A 23,287-nucleotide genomic window follows, 5' to 3' on the forward strand; every position below is an offset into this window, starting at 1 on the left:
AGCTAAATAAATATATTTTTTTAATCGCTCCAGCAAAAAAATAAAATCAAAAATCGTCAAAAATAGCTGTCACACTTTTGTGACAAATTGATTTTTGTGACCCCCATTAGCAAAATGTCTGAAACCCTTGAAATATCTGGCTTTGCCAGATTACCCATTATAAAATGGGTACATATTCCTCTTATGCTCTTACAAGAAAATCACCGTCCTTGTTGGGATTATGTCTCATTGCTCACACAAAAATTGAGTGGCTAAACGCTAGCCACTCAATAATTATTGGTATCCTTGGTTATATTTATTTGTTTTTTTAATGACATTTATCATTACATAAACCCATAAAATCAAGTAAAGAAATGTAAAAGATGAATGTACTAATTGTATACATGCTGAAAGTATAAAGGATAAAATTAAGAAAGAGATTCCTGGTTTCAAATCTTTAATATATATGTGCCCTAATCCTGGTATCAATATAGATAGTAAAATACTTAACCACATTTTTTTCATATAAATAACTCCTTTAAGAATTTGGTTGAGTCTGTTTATTTATTATAGCTTGTATATATATAGCTATTAATATTTCTTTTTTTACACTTTCACAAATTAATTTTAAATGGTGCTGTTCTCCTCGTTTATTAGTTGTTCGATTTTTTGAAAAGTCAAATAAACTTCTATTAGCGATTAATAATTCTTCATTACGATTGTTTAAAATTGTTGTTTTTTTACTAAGATATGAATTTTTCATCAAAAATTGTTCCGAACCATAATTCAACTGGTATGGAAGTTGTTGTTTTCCTCCACTATCCAAAAATTTTTTCATTTCAAAAGTACCAATTTGTTTATCATTCATGTAAACATTATATTTAGGCCTCATCGTTAATACTTTTTTAGGTATTACTTTTACACTAACATTTTCAGAATTTAAAAAAGTACTATAAATTGGTTGGAAACCAAAGATACTTATTAATTTATGAAAGTTATTAAAAAAGAATGTGGTATATGTCATATTATACTCACCATATATAGGAATTGTTTGTTTATCTACAGTATATACAGGACTTTGAAAGAAAAATTCATTTTTATCTAATTGAATTGATGATCTTGCACTCGTATTTAAAGAAGAATATTTATTTTGCATCACTTTTCTAAAAACAACTAATCCAATAATTATAAATGTAATAACACCCCATAGAGACCAAGTAACCCATAGAGGAACGCTAAATAGTAATTTTTTTCCCGATAATAATAAAATCGTATTTATTAAATTGAAAAGTAAAAGTATGACCCATACAAAGGTTTCACGAAACATTGCCAATAGAATCCCCACTTTTTTATTTTAATGAATTAAAGACAAAGTATGATTTTAACAACAGATTAAAATCACACTTTATCAAAATGAACAGTTTAAATATCACTTTTAAAGTAATGAAGAATAATCCCAAAGTGCAGTTGCTATTGTAACTACTTTAGCTTGAGGTATGTAACTTGCAATAAATCCAGCAATATCAGAAATAACACCTGCAAGATCTGTCCAAGCAAATCCATCAGTAGCATTAATTTTAATAGTTAATGAGTTGATTAAACCTCCAACATCAGTATTTGGGGCAAATCTTTTTACTAAATCTCCTCCAATTTGACTAGCAATTTGTTGTGCTGATGCATTACCATTAAATACATCGTATAACATGTAATCATCTCCTTCTCTCTACTCATATAACAAACCTATTTTCACCGTAAGCATAGCAAAAAACTATGCCTTTAATACTATGGCCTTAATAGCGTAAAACTTATAATCTGTTTGCTTTTTTGTTCACAGTATAAAATTAAATTCACTTAAAACTGAAAATCAGAAAGCCAAAAATCAATCTGCTTTTGTAATTGTTTTTCGTTTTCTTTCAAAGTCATTTTCATCAAATCAGTTAAATCAATCGGAGATATTTCTTTAATTAATTTCTTGTATTTATATTTAGTTCGTTTATTTAACTCTCCCCATTTGCCCTCTTCATGAATTAACATATAAACCATTGCTTGTTCGTTTCCCTTTTTTAACAGGGTCCAATTTGGTTGTAAGATGTGCAAGTCATTGAAACAGTCGTTCCAATAATCAACCATGTTTCGTTTGAGTTCAATTTCAACACGCCACAAGTGTTCTGAATGAATTTCAATATCTGCATTATCTTTACGTTCTTGTTTTTTATTGTAAATTCGAATAAATCTATCACTATCACGAACACCAAAATACTTAGTTTCCATGCTACCATTACGTCCATAAAACACAGTTTTCTTTAATGCTTTATCAGACATCGCATAGTAATCACTCAAATCATGTTTAAAATCAAAAGCTAAATCTATCCGTGTAAACCTAACATCGTCCATGTAGTCAATAATATTACGTTTCAGCCAAAAAAGTTCATATTTCGTTAATTTGTTAGGATTAAATTCAACACGCATATTACGTCTATCCCAACTATCAGCTTTCACTTTATCATACTCAATATAAACTTTTTCCTGTAATGCTTTGGCTTTAAACCTAGTTTGCAAAATATCCCAAATGTTATGTTAATATGAAATTTATAAAAACAAAATAACAAAGATTGGAAGTGTTCAACTCAGTGAAAAAATTACTCTATCGTTGGTTCATCGATGGTCTCAGTTATATGACACTTGGGCTTTTCAGTTCACTCATTATCGGATTAATTATGCAAACGATTGGTAAGCAAACGTTATTCCCAAGCCTTCACTTAGAATTTTTAGTTGAAGTTGGAAAAGTTGCACAAAGTTTAACAGGGGCAGCGATTGGGGCGGCGATTGCATATGGTTTGAAAGGGAAACCGCTCGTGATTTTTGCTGCAGTCATTGTTGGTATGCTCGGTTATGAGACGTTTTCAGGTGGTGCAGTAGGGGCGTTTTTTGCAGTACTTATCGCTGTGGAATTAAGTCAGCTTTATGCAGCCAAGACGAAAATTGATATCATTGTCACACCTCTACTGACATTAATGATAGGTGGTTTAGTGGCCAAATTTTTAGGTCCGGTGTTAAGTCAACTCATGTTAGAAATCGGAAAAGTGATAATGATTTCTACGGATCAACAACCTTTTGTGATGGGTATTCTTGTAGCAGTCATCTTTGGTTTATGTTTAACGGCACCGATTTCCAGTGCAGCACTGGCATTAATGTTAGATTTATCAGGATTAGCAGCCGGTGCAGCGACGATCGGTTGTGCTTGTCAAATGATTGGTTTTGCAGTGACGAGTTATAAAGAAAATGGCGTGAGTGGCATCATTTCAATTGGTCTCGGGACAAGTATGTTACAAGTGCCGAATATATTGTTAAAACCACTCATTATCGTGCCACCTACATTAGCGAGTGCTATTATCGCGCCAATCATGACGGTTCTCTTCCCAATGACGAACAATGCAGCAGGGGCAGGCATGGGAACGAGTGGCTTAGTCGGTCAAATTATGACGATCAATACGATGGGCGCGAGTTTGAATACGTGGCTACTCATTATGATGTTTCACTTTGTCCTACCTGCATTCGTCACATTTGTCATTTATCGTTTTATGATTAAACGTCAATGGCTTCATGTCGGGGAACAGAAAATACAACTGAATCAATAGTTATTAATTTTTTGTGAAAATTTGAACATAGGTATCTTTTTGAAGCGCTTTCTTGATACAATATAAGTAAAGAAATTCACAAAAGGGGGAGCCAAAAATGGCAACTACTTCAGCTTCAAAGAAAAAAGAAGGGGCAACATTTAAGCCGTTATGGTTTATTTTAAGCTTTGTTGCATTAATTGTGGTGTTATTGATGCCAACACCTGCAAGTTTACCGTTAATGGGGAAAGCAGCATTAGCAATTTTGGCATTTGCAGTCATTTTATGGGTAACTGAAGCGGTGACTTATCCGGTATCTGCAACAATTATTGTCGGTCTCATCATACTCTTACTCGGATTTAGTCCAGTTCAAAATTTAACACAAGCATTAGGCAATCCTCAAAGTGGCGGTGCGGTGTTAAAAGGTGACGACTTATTCGGTACAGGAAATGCATTGAAGTTAGCCTTTAGTGGTTTTTCAACGAGTGCCGTCGCGTTAGTTGCTGCAGCATTGTTCTTAGCAACCGCGATGCAAGTGACAAACTTACATAAACGTTTGGCACTATTAGTATTATCGTTTGTCGGTAATAAAACGAAAAATATCGTTATCGGGGCGATTCTTGTTTCTATTATTTTAGCGTTTTTCGTACCGTCCGCTACAGCACGTGCTGGCGCTGTTGTACCGATTTTATTAGGTATGATTGCGGCGTTTGGGGCAACGAAAAATAGTAAATTAGCTGCGTTACTCATCATTACAGCTGTACAAGCGGTATCGATTTGGAATATCGGGATTAAAACCGCTGCTGCTCAAAATATCGTAGCAATTAACTTTATTAATGATCAACTCGGTCATGACGTTTCATGGGGCGAATGGTTCTTATATGCCGCACCTTGGTCAATCATCATGTCTATCGTGCTTTATTTTGTTATGTTAAAAGTCATTCCACCTGAACAAGATGCCATTGAAGGTGGTACGGAGCTCGTTAAACAACAACTGGCAGAACTTGGTCCAGTTAAACCAACAGAATGGCGCTTAATTATCATCTCATTATTATTACTCGTGTCTTGGTCAACTGAAAAAGTGTTACACCCAATCGATTCTTCATCTATCACATTAATTGCATTGGCGATTATGTTAACGCCCAAAATTGGTGTCATGAATTGGAAAGAAGTCGAAAGCCGTATTCCATGGGGCACTATCATTGTATTCGGTGTCGGTATTTCGTTAGGTAACGTCTTATTAAAAACGACAGCAGCACAATGGTTAAGTGACCAAACATTCGGTTTAATGGGTTTGAAAGGTATGCCGATTGTAGCAACGATTGCATTAATTTCACTGTTTAACATTTTAATTCATTTAGGATTTGCAAGTGCGACAAGTTTAGCATCTGCATTAATTCCAGTCTTTATTTCATTAACATCCACATTAAGCCTAGGTGACAACGCCATTGGTTTCGTATTAATTCAACAATTCGTCATCAGTTTTGGATTCTTACTGCCGGTGAGTTCACCGCAAAGTATGCTCGCTTATGGTACAGAAACATTTACTGTTAAAGACTTCTTAAAAGCGGGGATTCCGATTACGATCGTCGGTTACATTCTCGTTGTCATTATGAGTATGACGTATTGGAAATGGTTAGGCTTACTATAAGAAGCAACACATGAGAGCAGCCAAGTATGGGATAACACTTCACTTGGCTGTTTTTATTTCATGCCGTCGGGGTGTAAATAAAAATGATTTAAAATGACAAAGAATTTGTATTTATTTTCACAAACTTTATGACAATTGCAGTGAGATTCATGTAAAATGTAAGTGACATTGTATGAATCATCAACAAGGTTGAATATTAAATTGGAGGTTGAACTATGGGGATTCAAAAACCGACAAAAACAGTTTCGGATACGTATACATCACGAGAAACGGTACAAAGCATTATCCATTCCGTTGCGATGAAAGAAGTGATGCTGGATAAAGCGATGCCACGTTACATACTTAAATCGATGCTGTCAGGGTTTTTACTCACGATTGTCACAGTGTTTATGCTCGCAATGAAGACGCAAATGGCTGGGGCGCTCCCTGGTGTTGTAAATTTAATGGGAGCGGCAGCGTTCAGTATTGCCTTAGTGTTTATCGTCTTAACACAAGCTGAACTATTGACGAGTAACTTTATGTATATGACAGTGGGTCTTTACTATCGTACGGTATCATTTGGCAAAACGATGTGGTTATTTACTATTTGTTTTATCGGTAATATTTTAGGTGCATTTGTACTCTTTATATTGATGTATTTCACTAAAGTGATGACACCTGAAATGATTGCGGCATTAACGTCAACAGTCGACGCCAAAACAGTTGAATCGACATGGCAAGCGATATTAGTCAAAGCCATCTTCGCGAATTTCTTTATCAATATTGGGATTTATGTCTCTATGCAATATAAAGAAGGCTTGTCAAAAACGTTTTTCATTGCGATTGGTGTCATTATTTTCGTGTTTATGGGTTATGAACACGTCGTTTATAATGCAGGCTTATTCGTAGGGATGATCTTTTATAATTTTGATGCAACTTCTTGGTTAGGTGTTCTGAAAAATATCGTCTTCGCATTTATCGGTAACTATATCGGTGGGGGCATATTTGTCGGTCTGTTGTTTGCATATTTCAACGGCTCACGTCGCATTGAACAAAAATAAATAGAAAATAGCAATAAAAGAGTTGGGGCCATCATTAAACCTCAGCTCTTTTTTGATATGAATATGTACCATACATGTGATCAATATGTTTAAACAAAATAATAAGCGCAGCATCGAACGGTACCTCTATCCATATCGAACAAAGTGAGCAAAGTGTATTAATTTCTATACGATATAAAATTTGATAATCTAACTACATATGAATGTAAAGGGAGGCGACACTATGTCTCAAGTTAACATTAGAATGGCTACTTTAGACGATGCAGAGGCCCTGCATAAACTGATGCATCGCGCATTTACACCTTTAAGAGAGGTCGGGATTGATTGGCCGTCCGTAAATGCGACATTAGAAATGATTCAAGACAATATTCAAAACAATGCTGCTTATGTGCTCGAAGTAGAGGGGAAAATTGTTTCAACCTTGTCGATACGTTTTCCATGGGAGCCGAGTCAGCCAGTTTCTAAATATCCGTTTGTTTGGTGGTTTGCGACAGACCCCGATTATGGCGGTGTAGGCTATGGTAATCAAATGATGACGTATGTGGAAGAAACGATTTTACGTGATACATTAAAAGCGCCTGCTGTAGTATTAGGGACTTCAGCGCGCAAAATGAGTTGGCTAAAAGATGTGTATGAACGTCGTGGTTATGAAACGTTCTTTTCATTTGAAGATGAAACAGGCGATGAAGGTGCAATGATGGTAAAGGTTTTAATTCCAGAACGTTATAATAAAGATTTACTCGCGCCACCACCATGGGCGCAAGGTGAATCATCTTATTAGTTGTAAAGTGAAAAGCATGTGCCGATAGATTCAGCGGTGACGATGTTGATAAGTGATAGGGAATTCCCTCAAGATACAGGAGAGGGGATTCCCTATTTTTTTATTTTTATGTGAATTTTATCACATTAGATTTCGTTTTTCGTCTACAATACAACTGTAGGGGGTGATGTGTTGCGTAAAGTAATTTTTGTTGTCCATGGGATGAGAAAAGGACAACTGAACGAAACATTGACACAATTTGTTGCACAGTTATTTGAAGCGGAACAGATGGATTACGCGATGGCATTTTTGGAAAGTGAGACGGCGAGTTTGCCAACAGTGATTGAAGACCAAGTGACTCAAGGCGTGACAGAACTTTATTTAGTGCCATTGTTACTCTTTTCGGCATCACACTATTATGAAGATATTGCCGATAGTTTAGAAGGTTGGCGTCAACTGTATCCTCAAACGACATTTTATTTGGCACAACCACTCGGTACACATCCAAAAATGAAAAATTGGGTGGCATCGCAAATCGCACGTTACCTAGATGAGATGGTGAAAGATACAGCTGTTGTCGTGTTAGCGCATGGCAGTGCACGTTTTAATGAACCTGACATCGCATTAGAAACCATTGCGAACCAACTCTCAACAGCGACACGACCATGCTATCCGTGTATGGTCTACGGGAAGTTAAATTATGAAAAAATCTTAGCTGAACTTGCCCAACAATGGCCGAAACTACTGATTATTCCGTATTTCTTTTATGATGGCTATTTAGTGCAGCGTACAAAGCAACGTATAGGCGCACTCGATTTACCGTGTGACGTCACTTTTACGACAGCAATTAATTTTCACCCGGTATTAAAAGAAGTGATTTTAAATCGACTTGAAGCATGCGGAGGCATGACACCATGTATCCTATCCAGCTAAATCTAACACATAAATCAGTCGTCATCGTCGGTGGTGGAAACATTGCGTGGCGAAAATTCACAAAATTAAAAGATGAGGCGATGCAAATCAAAGTGGTGAGTCCTACTTTTAATGATGCCTTTTTGAATGAAACGTGGGGGACCCATATTCAGCTGATTCAAAAACGGTATGAACGCGGCGATCTGAATGGTGCTGATCTCATCATCATTGCGACTGATGACGCAGTAGTGAATCAACAAGTCCGTGATGATGCAGCGTCGACGCAATGGGTGAATCATACAGGAGATCGTACACAATCGGATTTTTATAACAGTCTGGATATTGAACATCAAGGCATGAAGATCAGTATCAGTTCAGAGGGGCAGTCAATTCAACATACAAAAGCTTATGCGGCGAAAATAAAGGCGTTTTTGGCGACGCTTGAGGAGGATAATGATGAGTAAAACGAAATTATTAATGGTCGGCAACGGTATGGCGGGGGTACGTACGATTGAAGAAATTTTAGACCGCGACCCAGACCGTTTTGATATTACGATTATCGGTAAAGAACCATATCCGAACTATAACCGAATTATGTTATCGAACATTTTACAAAATAAAATGACAGTAGAAGAAACGATTATGAACCCATACGAATGGTATGAAGAGCGTCACATTCGTCTCATTACAGGAGATAAGGTAGTCAAAATTGATCGTGAAGCACAACAAGTTGAGACAGAACAAGGACAAGTCGTTGATTATGATCAAATGATTATTGCAACAGGTTCTGACGCGTTCATTTTACCCATTGATGGCTCACGTTTAGAAGGAGTGGTCGGTTTCAGAACGATTGATGATACTGAAAAAATGTTAGAAGTTGCGAAAACGAAAAAGAAAGCAATTGTCATCGGTGGGGGCTTGTTAGGGCTAGAATGTGCACGAGGCTTAGTCGAACAAGGTATGGACGTGACGGTCGTACATTTAGCGGAATGGTTGATGGAAGTACAATTAGACCGTCGTGCAGGAGAATTGTTGAAAAAGGATCTAGAGAAACAAGGATTACGTTTTGAACTTCAAGCGAATACACAAGAGATTATTGGTGATAAACAAGTCGAAGGGATTCGTTTATCGGATGGTCGTGTACTTGATGCAGATATGGTGGTCATGGCTGTCGGTATCCGTCCTGTTACGAAAGAAGCACGTGCAGCAGGGTTAGACATCGGTCGTGGTATTATCGTGGACGACTTTATGCAAACGAGTGATCCGAAAATCTATGCGGTCGGTGAATGTGCGGAACATCGCTCAAAAGTATATGGTCTTGTTGCGCCTTTATACGAACAAGGCAAAGTGTTGGCAGACCATATTACAGGACGTCCAACTGAAGGGTATCAAGGTTCGACAACATTTACATCATTAAAAGTGTCAGGTTGTGACTTGTTCAGTGCGGGTCGCATTACTGAAAATGACGATATCCGTGGCATTGAAATGTTTAACGGTATTGACAACATTTATAAAAAGGTATTCGTTCAAGATCATGCGATTGTCGGCGCGGTGCTTTATGGGGATACAGAAGAGGGTAACCGTTTCTACAATATGATGAAAAAAGGCGAAACGATTGATGATTATACGCTTGTGTCAATCTTGCATAAAGCAGGAGAAGTCGATGCGATGAACGTTGCAGAAATGGACGATGATGAAACGATTTGTGGTTGTAACGGTGTCTCAAAGGGTACAATTGTGAGTGCCATTCAAGAACATGATTTAACATCAGTTGCAGACGTGACACGTGTCACAAAAGCAGGGAACTCTTGTGGTAAATGTAAAGGCCAAATTGCAGAGTTGCTTGAACATACATTAGGTGATGACTTTGTCGCAAACGCACCGACTGGTATTTGTACATGTACAGACTTGTCACGCGACCAAATCGTGACACAAATTCGCGCAAAAGGGCTCAAAACATCAAAAGAAGTTCGTCATGTGTTAGATTTCAAAAACAAAGGCGGTTGTCCAAAATGTCGTCCTGCCTTGAACTACTATTTAAATATGGTGTACCCAACTGAACACGAAGATGAAAAAGCATCACGTTTTGCGAATGAACGCTACCATGCCAACATTCAAAAAGACGGTACATTCTCAGTTATTCCCCAAATGCGTGGGGGTGTGACAGATGCAGAGCAATTGATTCGTCTCGGTGAGGTGGCGAAACAATATGATGTCCCATTAGTGAAAGTCACGGGTTCTCAACGTATCGGCTTGTATGGGGTGAACAAAGAAGATTTGCCAGCAGTTTGGGAAGCACTCGGTATGCGTTCGGCTTCAGCATATGCGAAGAAAACACGTTCAGTGAAAAGCTGTGTAGGTAAAGAATTTTGTCGTTTTGGTACGCAATATACAACACGCCTAGGTATTCGTTTGGAAGCGACATTTGAATATATTGATACGCCACATAAATTTAAAATGGGTGTATCAGGTTGTCCGCGTAGCTGTGTCGAATCTGGTGTAAAAGATTTCGGTGTCATCGGTGTAGAAAATGGATTCCAAATATACGTCGGTGGAAATGGTGGTACAACTGTTGAAGTAGCTGAACATTTAACGACAGTACCAACAGAAGATGATGTGATTAAATTATGCGGTGCGTACATGCAATATTATCGTGAAACAGCAAACTATGCAGAACGTACAGCCCCATGGTTGAGACGTATAGGATTTGACCAAGTTAAAGCGGTGGTCCTTGATCCAGAAAAACAACAAGCATTATATGACCGTATTATGATTGCGAAAGCTGCCGTCGATCAAGAACCATGGCATGACATTGTGGAAAATGAACGCAAGCAAAAAATATTTGAAGTTGAGAAGGTGTAAGGCGATGTTACAACAAAAAGTAAAAGTGGCGAAGTTAACAGATTTAGAACCATTAATCGGTAAAAAAGTCTATGTCGGTGAGACGCCTGTCGCATTGTTTTTAACAGAAGATGGTGACATTAAAGCGATTCATAACGTGTGTCCGCATCAACAAGGTCCTTTATCTGAAGGCACAGTGAGCGAGCATTATGTATTTTGTCCACTGCACGACCAAAAGATTGATTTAAACACGGGTGAAGTACAAGAGCCTGATGAAGGTTGTGTCGCGACATATCCTGTTGAAGTCGTGGATGGAGATATTTATATATGTCTCCCTTAACGCAAGCAGCGACAAAAGTGTACTTAGTCGGTGCAGGTCCCGGCGATCCATGTTTGTTGACGAAAAAAGCTGAGCGTTGTATTCAAAAAGCAGATGTCATTTTGTATGATCAACTCGTGAATCCCTTTTTATTACAATTATCACGCCCAGATGCAGAGTGGATTCATGTTGGCAAAACACCTTACACACGTACAACGAAGCAAGCGCGCATTAATGCATTGTTAGTGGAAAAGGCGCAAGCGGCACAAGTGGTCGTTCGCTTGAAAGGGGGCGACCCTGCAATATTTGGACGTGTCACAGAAGAGGTCGATACGTTACGTGCACACCAAATCCCATTTGAAATCGTACCTGGTGTGACTGCAGCAAGTGCCGCGATGAGTCAGTTGGGCCGTGGATTAACAGAACGCGGCGTTTCCACACATATTACGTTTACAACAGGGCATTTTAAAAATAATGAAGAAAATGATATTGATTTGACGACACTCGCAAATGACGGCACACTCGCGATTTATATGGGGATTAAACGATTACCTGAACTCATGCGTACGATTCAACAACAAATTGGAATCGATTTTCCAGTTGCGATCATTTTTAATGCGACACGTTCGGATCAACATGTGGTCAGTGGCACAGTGACGACGATTGTGGACCGAATTGCAGCACTGCCTGAACGTTTGGGACCTGGCATTACGATTGTAGGTCAAGTTGTAAGAGCGTTAGATGAAGCGGTATTGAAGCCAGGTGCTGATTTTGACACGGTGTTGATTAAAGGTGAGAGACAGCGTGCGATTGAAGCGGCATATGAATGGGCAGAAGCAGGGCATGCAGTTTTGATTGACGATCGTGATTATAGCGATTTGCATCCGACACAAGCAAAGACAATAGCGCGTTGGGTGGACGAAATGGCGTTGACACGTGAGATTGCTTTGTCATAAACCAAAAGTGAGGGCTTGAATATTTAGCTGATTGCGTCCTTTGAACTCGCGTTCTTAGGGGACTTGCCTCAACTAAATTCGGCTTGATAGAAGTGTCCATTTGATAGAAGGCGAATTGGATTTTCGGCTGCGTCTGATCCCTCAAGCGTCTCGTTCAGGACGCAATCAAAATGTGTACCTCTGAATATTGTTAGGATAAGTCTCGGCGTATGGGCATACTCGACTCCTTTGTTTGGAAATGAAATCGCAATGTGAGAGTAGGGATGATTGCTTAGAAAAATAAGCTCAGAAGCGGGATTATCAAAGTTTAACATCATTTAAAATAAACAGAACTGGGTCATTAAGTTTTCCCAGTTCTGTTTATTTTTATGGATTTATATCCATAAATCATGCTCACATCGTCGAAATATAAAACTGAATTGGATGCAATAGATTGTCTTTATTTCATCAACTTGCCCTAAGTGACTGCATTGGGTGTAAGATTGCCTAGAGGGCTGAGACTCCTGAGGGGATGAATCAAAGACTTAAATATGATTTCTGATATTTATATAGTGGGTACTATTTATCGCAGTAGCTGTCTGACTTCTCAATGCGTTCGCTTTTGAGAAGTCTAGTCAGCCTTGCGGGGGCAATACGACGAAATCTTTGTTACACATGAGATTTCTGTACGGCTCCCAAAATCCACTAACGCCTCAACAAATGTAACAGTTTAATCAAGCGTGAGTTAGTCGAAGGGACAGCCCCTCGGAACGCGAGGCCATGAGGGCAATCAAAAACATAAATCTTAAGAATAGGGCAAGTTAAACAAAATACGCAATATATATCGTTTTTGGTAATGGATGAGCGAGTTCTATATTTATGGCCAAATTAACAAAAATTTTAAACAATTGGTCGAGGCTTTGTGCTAGGATAAAATTGTAATGACAATAAGGAGGTTTTATATGAAAGGGACAGGGCTCAAAAGTATGATGCTGTTGATGGTGTTGGTCATCGCTGTGTTGATCTTCAATCACGTTTCAAGTGATGCAGCCGAACAAACATCACAACAAGCAGCTCCGGAGACTCAAGTGGAAGCAGATGCTGAAACGACTGCAACGCATACGAGTCAACCGGATGTGACATCACAACAGCTAGCTACTACAGAAGAAACAGCACAACAGCCATCGGAAAGTGTAACAGGTCTAAAACAAGAAGGGCCAGCTACTGCAACGGTAGCTACGACTGAAGATGACACCATTGAATCAATCGCACCAACGTCAGCAGAAAATGTTGCTCAAGCGAAAAAAGACACACCAATGATGTTAAGATTGTCGGCTAAAAAAGCACAACCAGAAGCGACATCAATTGATCGTGCAAGTCATGAAACGGCGGCAACGACACATACGATTTTACATACGAATGATATTCACGGTCGCATGGTGGAAGAGAAAGACCGCGTGCTTGGTATGGCGAAGTTGAAGACGTTAAAGGAACAACAAAATCCGGATTTACTTGTCGATGCGGGCGATGCATTTCAAGGCTTACCGTTATCTAACCAATCTAAAGGGGAAGAAATGGCGAAAGCGATGAATGCAGTCGGTTATGATGCCATGACAGCGGGAAACCATGAATTCGACTTTGGTTATGATCAACTGAAAAAATTGGAAGGCATGCTTAACTTTCCGATTGTCAGCTCTAATGTATACAAAGATGGGAAATTGGCATTTAAACCATCAGTCGTGATTCAAAAAAATGGTGTCCGTTATGGTGTGATCGGGGTGACGACGCCAGAAACGAAAACAAAGACAAGCCCAAAAGGCATTGTCGGTGTGACATTTGCAGATCCGTTAACAAGTGTGACACGTGAAATGGACCGTTTGAATGGGCAAGTTGATGTGTTTATCGTGCTATCTCATTTAGGGATTGATCCGACAACCAAAGAAGCATGGCGTGGGGATTATTTAACACGTCAACTCAGTCAAAATAAACAATATCATCATCCGATTTTTGTTATTGATGGGCATTCGCATACGGTGATTGAACATGGTCAAAAGTTTGATCAAGACGTATTAGCGCAAACAGGGACAGCACTCGCGAATGTGGGTAAATTGACGTTCAAACAGTCTGGTCAGCAGTTTTCGAATGCTGAAGCGAGTTTGCTTAATGTCAAAAATTTAGCGAAGTTGCAACCAGATGCTGCTGTGAAAGCACAAGTCGATAAAGCGAATGAAGCATTTCTTAAAGCAACATCAGAAGTGATTATTCCGAATAATACAGTTGATTTTCAAGGTGAACGTGATGATGTAAGAACACATGAAACGAACTTGGGGAATGCCATTACTGATGCAATGGAAGCTTATGGTCAAAAAGGTTTTAGTCGTCCATCTGATTTTGCAGTGACAAACAGTGGTGGGATTCGTGCGTCGATTGCGAAAGGCAAAGTGACATTAAATGATGTGATTACGGTGTTACCATTCGGCAATACGATCGCGCAAATTTCAGTCAAAGGTAGCGATGTGTGGAAGGCTTTCGAACATAGTTTAAGTGCACCAACGATGACAACTGGCGGTGAAACGCAATTATCGGCAAATGGCGGTCTGTTACAAGTATCCAAATCAATTCAAGTTTATTTCGATATGAATAAAGCACCTGGCGAACGTATTAACGCGATTCGCGTGTTAAACAAGCAAACAGGTCAATTTGAAGATCTAGATATGAGTCGGACATATGCAGTCGCGATGAACGACTTTACAGCTTCAGGTGGAGACGGTTTTGACATGTTTGGAGGACCTCGTGAGGAAGGGATTTCACTCGAACAAGTCTTTGCGAATTATTTGAAAACAGCCGATTTATCACAATATGCGACAACAGCACCACAACGTATTATTAACGGTAAACCAGCTCAAAACAGTGAAATGCCAAAGATAACACCACCGTCATCAAAAGGGGATAACGTGATTCTATTCCCGCAAACAAAACGATCCAAAGTGGTGCCGATGACAAAAGTGCCGACAGCAGAGGGACAGTCACAACAAACAGCTATGCACGTAGCCTCTGAACATCGTGGTATGGCTCAATCCATGGTACCAGCAGTGAGCATGATATCTACTGATGCGACAGGAAAGATGGCACAAGCGCATAGGGTAATGACACAAAATGTTTCAGCATTAGGTCATCATGAAGCTAAGAATGACGCACAACAGTTACCAAACACAGGTGCGACAGAACAAGCACCTATCGTAGGCGGCCTATTCATGCTAGGTGCAGGTTTAGTGATTATGCGACGTCAAAAGCACCACGCATAAATGAGTATCCCCCCTAAAGTTGAGTGGTAAGGTTCAACTTTAGGGGGGACTTCATTCACACGGGGTTTTGATTAGACAGTCTCACGCTCGATGTTATGAGAGGGTGAATAGTAAATTAATGGCTATTCTCACACTCGAATATTCACATATAAACACTTAAGAAATCATTAAAATTTGATTTCTATAAATACCACGATAATTTGAGTGTATTTAAATCAATATCATACCAAGTATGACTATCACAGCTTTGGCGACAAAAAGTAGTATAGTGTTTTTAGAATTCTTAGTATTTAAATAATATAGCATTGTGAATATAATTAAATCAGCGAATGGTGTAACAAATTTAGCACTTTCATATGATGCTCCAAGCACATTGATATAAAATATAACAACTAAGTTTGTTATCATGTAGCTAATAAGTAAACTCATAAAAATATCTTTTCCATTATGACTAGAATCTCTATTGAAAATAAATATGATGAGTTTCAACAAGAAGTATGTTATGAATAAGGTTACTATACTTGATAGTATTATAATTATGATTATTAAAAAGTTAAATTGGAAATTGTCTATTTCAGCAGAAGATTTGATATTATTCAATTTAATTTTCATAAAATTTTCATTACTTTTCACAGCATAGAACACAAAAATAGAAGAAATTATATAAGGTATTATTAAAATAATTTGTAATAATGCGTCTTTAATTTTATTTTGCATGTCTTTCATCCTCTTAATTAAGTTGAATTACTTCAAAATCACCTTCATACGCGTCTAAGATGTTATTATGTGAAGTTAAGATAATACTTGTTTTTCCTTGATCTACAATTTCACTTATTTTTTTAGTATAAGCGCTCTACTATCAAAATCAATATTTGACAATGTTTCATCTAATATAATTATATCCCAATGATTTTGTTTAAATAATAATGTACACCCTACTTTCAAGCACATACATAAAGAAGCTTTGTCATATTGAGTATTAAGCTGGTTCTCAGTACAATTCATTAATCAAGCTTTTGACCACCTTAATGATATTTAACTTAGATTTTAAAAATTGAAATTAATAAAGAATATAATTATTTTTTCTTTATACTAAGAGGCTATCATATCTTTCAATTTAAAGATTAAATATGCCTAACTGATGGATAATCGTTCCTAACTGTTTATTAAAAATTTTAATTCTGATCAAATTGTTACATTATATACTAATTGTAAACTTTAAAAGTCATAATTATCAAAATGTTTGAAATGCAGAAAATCTTCGCCATAAATATTTACTTCGCTATTACCTTATTTTTTCATTTCCGTCTACACTAACTGTATTCAACATCTTTAACCGTTTTCATGTGCACAACAAACACTAGGGATTCCCACTAGTGAATTAGGCAATTCCCTAATATCTTCATTTTGTGAATAAATGTACAATCAGAGTGATAGGGCGTGCTATGCGAAAAAGGAGGATATCTATGGCTAAATTTGGAATGCAATTTTTTAAACCGACTGAAAAATTTAATGGCAATTGGTCAGTATTAGAACATAAAAGCCGTGAATGGGAAAAGATGTATCGTGAACGATGGAGTCATGACAAAGTCGTTCGTACGACACATGGCGTCAACTGTACGGGGTCATGCTCGTGGAAGGTGTTTGTGAAAAACGGTGTAATTACTTGGGAAAATCAACAAATCGACTATCCGAGTTGTGGGCCGGATATGCCGGAGTTTGAACCGCGTGGCTGTCCGCGTGGGGCGTCGTTTTCTTGGTATGAATATAGCCCGTTACGTATTAAATATCCTTATGTGAGAGGCAAGCTTTGGGATTTATGGACGGCAGCTTTAGAGGAACATCAAGATCCGATTAAAGCATGGGCATCCATTGTAGAAGATGAAGAAAAAGCAAAAATTTATAAGTCAGCTCGTGGTAAAGGGGGACATGTCCGCACGAATTGGAAAGATGTGTCTCAACTCATTTCAGCACAGCTCATTTACACGATTAAAAAAGATGGTCCAGACCGTATTGCTGGTTTCACGCCAATTCCAGCGATGTCGATGATCAGTTATGCGGCGGGTGCGCGTTTTATTTCGTTACTCGGTGGGGAAATGTTGAGTTTCTATGATTGGTATGCGGATTTACCACCAGCGTCGCCACAAATTTGGGGTGAACAAACAGACGTACCGGAATCAAGTGATTGGTACAATTCATCTTATATTATGATGTGGGGCTCTAACGTACCACTTACACGTACGCCGGATGCACACTTTATGACAGAAGTGCGTTATAAAGGGGCAAAAGTGGTGTCTGTTGCGCCGGATTACGCTGAAAATGTGAAGTTTGCGGACAATTGGTTAGCACCAAATCCAGGAACGGATGCGGCGATTGCACAAGCGATGACACATGTCATTTTACAAAAGTTTTATGAAGATGAGCCGTCAGAAATGTTCATCAATTATGCGAAACAATACTCAGATATGCCATTTATCCTATGTCTCGATCAAGATGACAATGGTTTTAAAGCAGGTCGCTTCTTACGTTCAAGTGATTTAGGACAAACATCTGAAAACAGTGAATGGAAGCCGATGATTATCGACCGTTTAACAGATTCACTACAAGTGCCAAATGGAACAATGGGGCAACGTTGGGAAGAAGGCAAACAGTGGAATTTGAAGTTAGAAAATGAAGCGGGCGAGAAGATTGATCCAGCGATGACAGTCATTGACGGTGACTATGAATTGATTACGATACAGTTTCCTTACTTTGATAATGATGGCAATGGTGTCTTCAAACGTGTCATTCCTGCACGTCGTGTGACATTGCCAAATGGTGAATCAACATATGTGACAACTGTATACGACTTGATGGCGAGTCAATACGGTGTGAAACGTTTCAATCATGAGTTAGAAGCAAAGGGTTTTGATGATGCGACGTCGTTTTACACACCAGCGTGGCAAGAAAAGATTACAGGCGTGAAAGCGAGCATGGTGACGCAAGTAGCGAACGAATTTGCACAAAATGCGATTGATACAGGCGGTCGCTCAATGATTATTATGGGTGCGGGTATCAATCACTGGTTCAACTCAGATACAATCTATCGCGCCATTTTAAACTTAGTCATTTTATGTGGTTGCCAAGGTGTGAATGGTGGCGGTTGGGCGCACTATGTTGGGCAAGAAAAATGTCGTCCGATTGAAGGTTGGAGTACGATTGCCTTCGCGAAAGATTGGCAAGGTCCACCACGTTTACAAAACGGAACAAGTTGGTTCTATTTTGCGACAGATCAATGGAAATACGAAGAGTCAGGTGTTGACCGATTAGCGTCACCATTAGCGGAAAATATTAAACTGCAACACCCAGCAGACTACAACGTTTTAGCGGCACGTAATGGTTGGTTGCCATCTTATCCACAATTTGACCGCAACAGTTTATTGTGGGGTGAAGAAGCGCGTGATGCGGGTGAGTTTACGAATGAAGCCATTTTGAAACGTGCGGTTGACGATGTGAAATCACGCCGTACACGTTTTGCGGTTGAAAATCCAGATTTACGTAAAAATCATCCGAAGTCACTTTTCGTATGGCGTTCAAATTTAATTTCAAGTTCTGCTAAAGGTCAAGAGTATTTTATGAAGCATTTACTCGGCACCAAATCGGCACTTATGGCTGAGCCGAATGAAACAGACAAGCCATCAGAAATTGAGTGGGGTGAAGATACAGTCGGAAAACTCGACTTACTCGTGTCATTAGATTTCCGTATGACAGCGACACCACTTTATTCAGATATCGTATTACCGGCAGCAACGTGGTATGAAAAACATGACATTTCATCAACAGACATGCATCCATTCATTCATCCTTTCAACCCAGCGATTGATCCATTATGGGAATCACGCTCAGACTGGGATATTTTCAAAACGTTGAGCCGTACATTCTCAGAGATGGCACGTGTCCATTTAACAGGCACTTATAAAGACGTGGTCACTGCACCACTTGCGCACGATTCTAAACAAGAAATTTCACTCGCTTATGGTGAAGTGAAAGACTGGACTAAAGGTGAAGTGGAAGCTGTACCAGGTCAGACAATGCCAGCATTTGCAGTCGTTGATCGGACGTATACAGATGTGTATGACAAGTTCATCTCAGTTGGCCCACTACTTGAAAACGGTAAAGTCGGCGCGCATGGTGTCAGCTTCTCTGTCAAAGACCAATATGATGAATTGCGCGGTATGGTCGGTACTTGGGAAGACGATACAGTGAAAAATAATAAACCGCGTATCGATACAGCACGTAAAGTAGCGGATGTTATTTTGAACGTGTCTTCTGCTACAAATGGTCGTGTATCTCAAAAGTCATATGAAGATTTGGAAGCACAAACAGGAATGTCATTGAAAGACATTTCATCTGAACGTGCATCGGAAAAAATATCGTTCTTGAACATTACATCACAACCGCGTGAAGTCATACCGACAGCGGTGTTCCCAGGTTCAAACAAACAAGGCCGTCGCTATTCACCATTTACAACGAATATTGAACGACTTGTACCATTTAGAACGTTAACGGGACGTCAAAGTTTCTACATCGACCATGAAGTGTTCCAACAATTTGGTGAAGCACTGCCAGTCTATAAACCGACATTACCACCAATGGTCTTCGGTACAAAAGATAAACCAGTGAAAGGTGGCGTGGATGCACTTGTATTACGCTATTTAACACCACACGGAAAATGGAATATTCACTCCACATATCAAGATAACCAACATATGTTGACATTATTCCGTGGTGGACCCACTGTTTGGATTTCGAATGAAGATGCAGCAGCACATGATATCCACGACAATGATTGGTTAGAAGTTTACAACCGAAATGGTGTCGTAACTGCACGTGCTGTCGTGTCACACCGTATGCCACGAGGAACAATGTTTATGTATCACGCGCAAGATAAACATATCGAAACACCTGGATCAGACATTTCAGGTACACGTGGTGGCTCTCATAATGCGCCGACTCGAATTCATTTAAAACCGACACAGTTAATGGGCGGTTATGCACAAATCAGTTATTCATTTAATTACTATGGACCAATTGGGAATCAGCGTGATGTGTATGTCGCTGTAAGAAAGATGAAAGAGGTGGATTGGCTTGAAGATTAAAGCACAAGTCGCAATGGTATTGAATTTAGATAAATGTATCGGCTGTCATACTTGTAGTGTGACATGTAAAAGTACTTGGACCAATCGACCAGGCGCTGAATATATGTGGTTCAATAACGTCGAAACGAAACCGGGTATTGGTTACCCAAAACGTTGGGAAGACCAAGAAACATATAAAGGCGGATGGGTCTTAAACAAAAAAGGGAAATTAGAGCTGAAATCAGGAACACGTTTAAACAAAATTGCATTAGGTAAGATCTTCTACAATCCGGATATGCCAGTCATTCAAGATTATTATGAGCCTTGGACATACAACTACGAACATCTGACAAAAGCGAAACCAAGCCAACATACACCTGTAGCCAAAGCACATTCCGTGATGACAGGGCAACGTATGGATTTGGATTGGGGTCCAAACTGGGAAGACGACTTAGCCGGCGGTCATATTACTGGCCCGCAAGACCCTAACATTCAAAAAATTGAAGAAGAAATCAAATTCAATTTTGACCAAACATTTATGATGTATTTACCGCGTCTATGTGAACACTGTTTAAACCCAAGCTGTGTGGCATCATGTCCGTCTGGTGCAATGTACAAACGTGACGAAGATGGCATCGTTCTTGTAGACCAAGAAGCATGTCGTGGTTGGCGTTACTGTATGACAGGTTGTCCGTACAAAAAAGTATACTTCAACTGGAAAACGAATAAAGCGGAAAAATGTACGTTCTGTTTCCCACGTGTTGAAGCAGGGATTCCGACAGTATGTTCAGAGACATGTACAGGCCGTATGCGTTATTTAGGTGTGTTGCTGTATGATGCGGACCGTGTGCAAGAAGCGGCATCAGCTGAAAACGAACAAGACTTGTATGAAAAGCAACTCGACTTGTTTTTAAATCCATTTGATGAAGCAGTCATTGAACAAGCAGAAAAAGACGGCATTTCTCAAGAATGGATTGAAGCGGCACAAAATTCACCAATTTATAAATTAGCAATTGAGTATAAATTGGCATTCCCATTGCATCCAGAATATCGTACGATGCCAATGGTATGGTACTGTCCACCATTAAGTCCGATTATGAACTACTTTGAAGGACAAAATGCAGGTAACAACCCAGATGCGATATTCCCAGCAATTGAAGAGATGCGTTTACCGATTCAATATTTAGCAGAACTCTTTACAGCTGGAGACACGGTAGCGGTGAAGGGCTCACTTCAGCGTATGGCGATGATGAGAAGTTACATGCGTGCACAAAATACAGGACGAGAATTTGATATGTCCCGTTTAGCGCGTGTAGGTTTAACGGAGCGACAAGCGAAGGATATGTATCGTTTACTTGCTATTGCTAAACATGAAGATCGTTTTGTCATTCCAACTTCGCATAAAGAGCAATATATGGATACGTACACAGCACAAGGCAGTCAAGGTTATGGGGGAGAACACTTTGGTGCGAACTGTGACGGTTGCGGTGTACCAGTCGGAACAGGTGGAAAAACGGGTCAAGAAATGTATAACGAGCGTTTCTATGGAGGGATTTTCCGTGATTAATCTACACATGTTGGATACGTATAAAGATACATTCGGTTATATGAGTCAGCAGTTGAGCTTTCCTGAAAAATTGACCTTCCACCCTAAAACATTTGAAGAAGTGTTTGATGAGACACATCCAGCTTACCCGCATGTCGTGGCGTATCGAGAAGCAATGTATGAAAAGAGTTTGTCGGAAATACAAGCTTTTTACACAGACACGTTTGATTTTAATAAAAAAGCCACTTTGTATATGACATACAATCAACTGGATACACAAAAAGAACGCGGTCAAATGTTGGCGAAGTTAAAAGTTCTTTATGAAATGTTTGGGCTTGAAATGCCAGCTTCAGAGTTGTCGGATTACTTGCCGCTCATGTTGGAATTCTTATATGCGGCACGCTTTGATGGTGATACACGTGCGCAAGAAAATGTACAACTCGTGATCATGATTATTGAAGATGGGACGTACGCGATGATGAAACATTTGGAAAGTGAGCACAATCCATATGCACATTTAATTCGTGGTCTTCGTGAAACGTTCAAGCATTGTATCGTTCAAGATAAAGAGGTGACACATCATGTTTAATCAATTTTTATGGGTGATTTTTCCGTACCTCTGTCTTGCAGTTTTTGTTATTGGGCACATCGCACGTTATCGTTATGACCAATTTTCATGGACTGCAAAATCGAGTGAATTTATTGAGAAGAAGCAATTAAAGTGGGGCAGTTTGTTGTTTCATCTTGGCGTTATTCCTGTGTTTTTCGGACATGTCGTTGGGTTACTTATCCCTGCACATTGGTTGGAAGCAGTTGGTGTGAATAACCATATCTATCATATCGGTGCAGTGTATATTGGAAGCATTTTTGGTATAATAACGTTAATTGGTATGTTTTTGTTAACAGCGCGTCGTATTACGAAACAAAATGTTCGTCGTTTAAGTTCGGCGTCAGATATTTTCGTTAACTTTTTATTATTACTTATCGTATTTGTCGGCTGTTATGCGACTTTAGTGACGAATGCGACAACGCCAGAGTTTGATTACCGTCAAACAATTTCGATTTGGTTTAGAGCATTGTTTACGCTCAGTCCAGATGCTAATTTGATGACAGAGGTGCCGCTTGCATTCCAATTGCACGTTCTTTTAGGCTTTACGATTATGGCTTGCTGGCCCTTTACGCGTCTCGTTCACGTGTGGAGTGTGCCGGTGACTTATGCAAGTCGTAGTTATATTATTTATCGCAAACATAAAATTTAATGGAAG

17 protein-coding genes and 1 pseudogene are annotated in these 23,287 nt (G+C 39.1%); 14 read left to right on the plus strand and 4 right to left on the minus strand.

Annotated elements, in window-relative coordinates:
- Window positions 1-517 precede the first annotated feature (517 nt).
- The 3 genes and pseudogenes from BJK46_RS06595 to BJK46_RS06605 all read right to left on the minus strand — a co-directional run.
- On the minus strand, window positions 518-1,306 hold the full coding sequence (locus BJK46_RS06595; protein WP_015729610.1) for a hypothetical protein: 789 nt from the start codon (window positions 1,304-1,306) through the stop codon (window positions 518-520).
- 108 nt (window positions 1,307-1,414) lie between these two features.
- Window positions 1,415-1,684 carry a hypothetical protein gene (locus BJK46_RS06600; RefSeq protein ID WP_015729609.1) on the minus strand — a complete coding sequence of 90 codons (270 nt, stop codon included), beginning with the start codon at window positions 1,682-1,684 and terminating at the stop codon, window positions 1,415-1,417.
- A gap of 146 nt (window positions 1,685-1,830) precedes the next feature.
- Window positions 1,831-2,550: pseudogene (locus BJK46_RS06605) on the minus strand (replication initiation factor domain-containing protein); the annotation flags it as partial.
- Window positions 2,551-2,609: 59 nt separating this feature from the next.
- Between BJK46_RS06605 and BJK46_RS06610 the strand changes: the two are divergent.
- From BJK46_RS06610 to BJK46_RS06655, 10 genes are all read left to right on the plus strand, one after another.
- On the plus strand, window positions 2,610-3,617 hold the full coding sequence (locus BJK46_RS06610; RefSeq protein ID WP_015729607.1) for a PTS sugar transporter subunit IIC: 1,008 nt from the start codon (window positions 2,610-2,612) through the stop codon (window positions 3,615-3,617).
- 97 nt (window positions 3,618-3,714) lie between these two features.
- Window positions 3,715-5,247: an SLC13 family permease gene (locus BJK46_RS06615; RefSeq protein WP_015729606.1), complete on the plus strand. Its 1,533-nt coding sequence runs from the start codon at window positions 3,715-3,717 to the stop codon at window positions 5,245-5,247.
- Window positions 5,248-5,462: 215 nt separating this feature from the next.
- Window positions 5,463-6,287 (plus strand): formate/nitrite transporter family protein, encoded by an 825-nt coding sequence (locus tag BJK46_RS06620; protein ID WP_014613039.1) that lies wholly within the window; start codon window positions 5,463-5,465, stop codon window positions 6,285-6,287.
- 223 nt (window positions 6,288-6,510) lie between these two features.
- Window positions 6,511-7,068, plus strand: a complete 558-nt coding sequence (locus tag BJK46_RS06625; protein WP_014613040.1) for a GNAT family N-acetyltransferase — start codon at window positions 6,511-6,513, stop codon at window positions 7,066-7,068.
- 168 nt (window positions 7,069-7,236) lie between these two features.
- Window positions 7,237-7,980, plus strand: coding sequence for a sirohydrochlorin chelatase (locus BJK46_RS06630; protein WP_015729605.1), 744 nt, complete (start codon window positions 7,237-7,239; stop codon window positions 7,978-7,980).
- Window positions 7,962-8,423, plus strand: a complete 462-nt coding sequence (locus BJK46_RS06635; RefSeq protein WP_015729604.1) for a precorrin-2 dehydrogenase/sirohydrochlorin ferrochelatase family protein — start codon at window positions 7,962-7,964, stop codon at window positions 8,421-8,423. The genes BJK46_RS06630 and BJK46_RS06635 overlap by 19 nt, the downstream gene beginning before the upstream one ends.
- Window positions 8,416-10,821, plus strand: coding sequence for a nitrite reductase large subunit NirB (nirB, locus tag BJK46_RS06640; protein ID WP_014613043.1), 2,406 nt, complete (start codon window positions 8,416-8,418; stop codon window positions 10,819-10,821). Before BJK46_RS06635 ends, nirB begins: the two co-directional genes overlap by 8 nt.
- Before the next feature lie 4 nt (window positions 10,822-10,825).
- Entirely contained in the window at window positions 10,826-11,140 is a 315-nt protein-coding gene (gene nirD, locus BJK46_RS06645) for a nitrite reductase small subunit NirD (RefSeq protein WP_014613044.1), read from the plus strand.
- Entirely contained in the window at window positions 11,128-12,075 is a 948-nt protein-coding gene (cobA, locus tag BJK46_RS06650) for a uroporphyrinogen-III C-methyltransferase (protein ID WP_037542319.1), read from the plus strand. Before nirD ends, cobA begins: the two co-directional genes overlap by 13 nt.
- A 941-nt stretch (window positions 12,076-13,016) precedes the next feature.
- Window positions 13,017-15,359 carry a 5'-nucleotidase C-terminal domain-containing protein gene (locus tag BJK46_RS06655; protein ID WP_037542320.1) on the plus strand — a complete coding sequence of 781 codons (2,343 nt, stop codon included), beginning with the start codon at window positions 13,017-13,019 and terminating at the stop codon, window positions 15,357-15,359.
- 210 nt (window positions 15,360-15,569) lie between these two features.
- Here the strand turns inward: BJK46_RS06655 and BJK46_RS06660 are convergent, their stop codons facing one another.
- A complete protein-coding gene (locus tag BJK46_RS06660; protein ID WP_015729600.1) occupies window positions 15,570-16,076 on the minus strand; it encodes a hypothetical protein in 507 nt (168 codons plus the stop codon).
- 749 nt (window positions 16,077-16,825) lie between these two features.
- Between BJK46_RS06660 and BJK46_RS06665 the strand changes: the two genes are divergently transcribed.
- Genes BJK46_RS06665 through narI form a run of 4 tightly spaced genes read left to right on the plus strand, consistent with a single transcriptional unit; the run spans window position 16,826 to window position 23,281 of the window.
- Window positions 16,826-20,497 carry a nitrate reductase subunit alpha gene (locus BJK46_RS06665; RefSeq protein ID WP_014613053.1) on the plus strand — a complete coding sequence of 1,224 codons (3,672 nt, stop codon included), beginning with the start codon at window positions 16,826-16,828 and terminating at the stop codon, window positions 20,495-20,497.
- Window positions 20,487-22,043 (plus strand): nitrate reductase subunit beta, encoded by a 1,557-nt coding sequence (gene narH, locus BJK46_RS06670; RefSeq protein WP_014613054.1) that lies wholly within the window; start codon window positions 20,487-20,489, stop codon window positions 22,041-22,043. Before BJK46_RS06665 ends, narH begins: the two co-directional genes overlap by 11 nt.
- Window positions 22,036-22,611, plus strand: coding sequence for a nitrate reductase molybdenum cofactor assembly chaperone (gene narJ, locus BJK46_RS06675; RefSeq protein ID WP_065354027.1), 576 nt, complete (start codon window positions 22,036-22,038; stop codon window positions 22,609-22,611). Before narH ends, narJ begins: the two co-directional genes overlap by 8 nt.
- The gene (gene narI, locus BJK46_RS06680) at window positions 22,604-23,281 is read left to right on the plus strand and encodes a respiratory nitrate reductase subunit gamma (protein ID WP_014613056.1); all 678 of its coding nucleotides are present in this window, start codon (window positions 22,604-22,606) and stop codon (window positions 23,279-23,281) included. Before narJ ends, narI begins: the two co-directional genes overlap by 8 nt.
- The last annotated feature ends 6 nt before the right edge of the window (window positions 23,282-23,287 follow it).

The sequence above is a fragment of the Staphylococcus pseudintermedius genome, from assembly GCF_001792775.2.
Classification (GTDB): domain Bacteria; phylum Bacillota; class Bacilli; order Staphylococcales; family Staphylococcaceae; genus Staphylococcus; species Staphylococcus pseudintermedius.

Bases quoted from the DNA above. Each gene is read 5' to 3' on its own strand.
- BJK46_RS06595 (WP_015729610.1), bottom strand. From the start codon at position 1,306: ATGTTTCGTGAAACCTTTGTATGGGTCATACTTTTACTTTTCAATTTA.
- BJK46_RS06600 (WP_015729609.1), bottom strand. From the start codon at position 1,684: ATGTTATACGATGTATTTAATGGTAATGCATCAGCACAACAAATTGCT.
- BJK46_RS06615 (WP_015729606.1), top strand. From the start codon at position 3,715: ATGGCAACTACTTCAGCTTCAAAGAAAAAAGAAGGGGCAACATTTAAG.
- BJK46_RS06620 (WP_014613039.1), top strand. From the start codon at position 5,463: ATGGGGATTCAAAAACCGACAAAAACAGTTTCGGATACGTATACATCA.
- BJK46_RS06625 (WP_014613040.1), top strand. From the start codon at position 6,511: ATGTCTCAAGTTAACATTAGAATGGCTACTTTAGACGATGCAGAGGCC.
- BJK46_RS06635 (WP_015729604.1), top strand. From the start codon at position 7,962: ATGTATCCTATCCAGCTAAATCTAACACATAAATCAGTCGTCATCGTC.
- nirB (WP_014613043.1), top strand. From the start codon at position 8,416: ATGAGTAAAACGAAATTATTAATGGTCGGCAACGGTATGGCGGGGGTA.
- nirD (WP_014613044.1), top strand. From the start codon at position 10,826: ATGTTACAACAAAAAGTAAAAGTGGCGAAGTTAACAGATTTAGAACCA.
- cobA (WP_037542319.1), top strand. From the start codon at position 11,128: ATGTCTCCCTTAACGCAAGCAGCGACAAAAGTGTACTTAGTCGGTGCA.
- BJK46_RS06655 (WP_037542320.1), top strand. From the start codon at position 13,017: ATGAAAGGGACAGGGCTCAAAAGTATGATGCTGTTGATGGTGTTGGTC.
- BJK46_RS06660 (WP_015729600.1), bottom strand. From the start codon at position 16,076: ATGCAAAATAAAATTAAAGACGCATTATTACAAATTATTTTAATAATA.
- BJK46_RS06665 (WP_014613053.1), top strand. From the start codon at position 16,826: ATGGCTAAATTTGGAATGCAATTTTTTAAACCGACTGAAAAATTTAAT.
- narI (WP_014613056.1), top strand. From the start codon at position 22,604: ATGTTTAATCAATTTTTATGGGTGATTTTTCCGTACCTCTGTCTTGCA.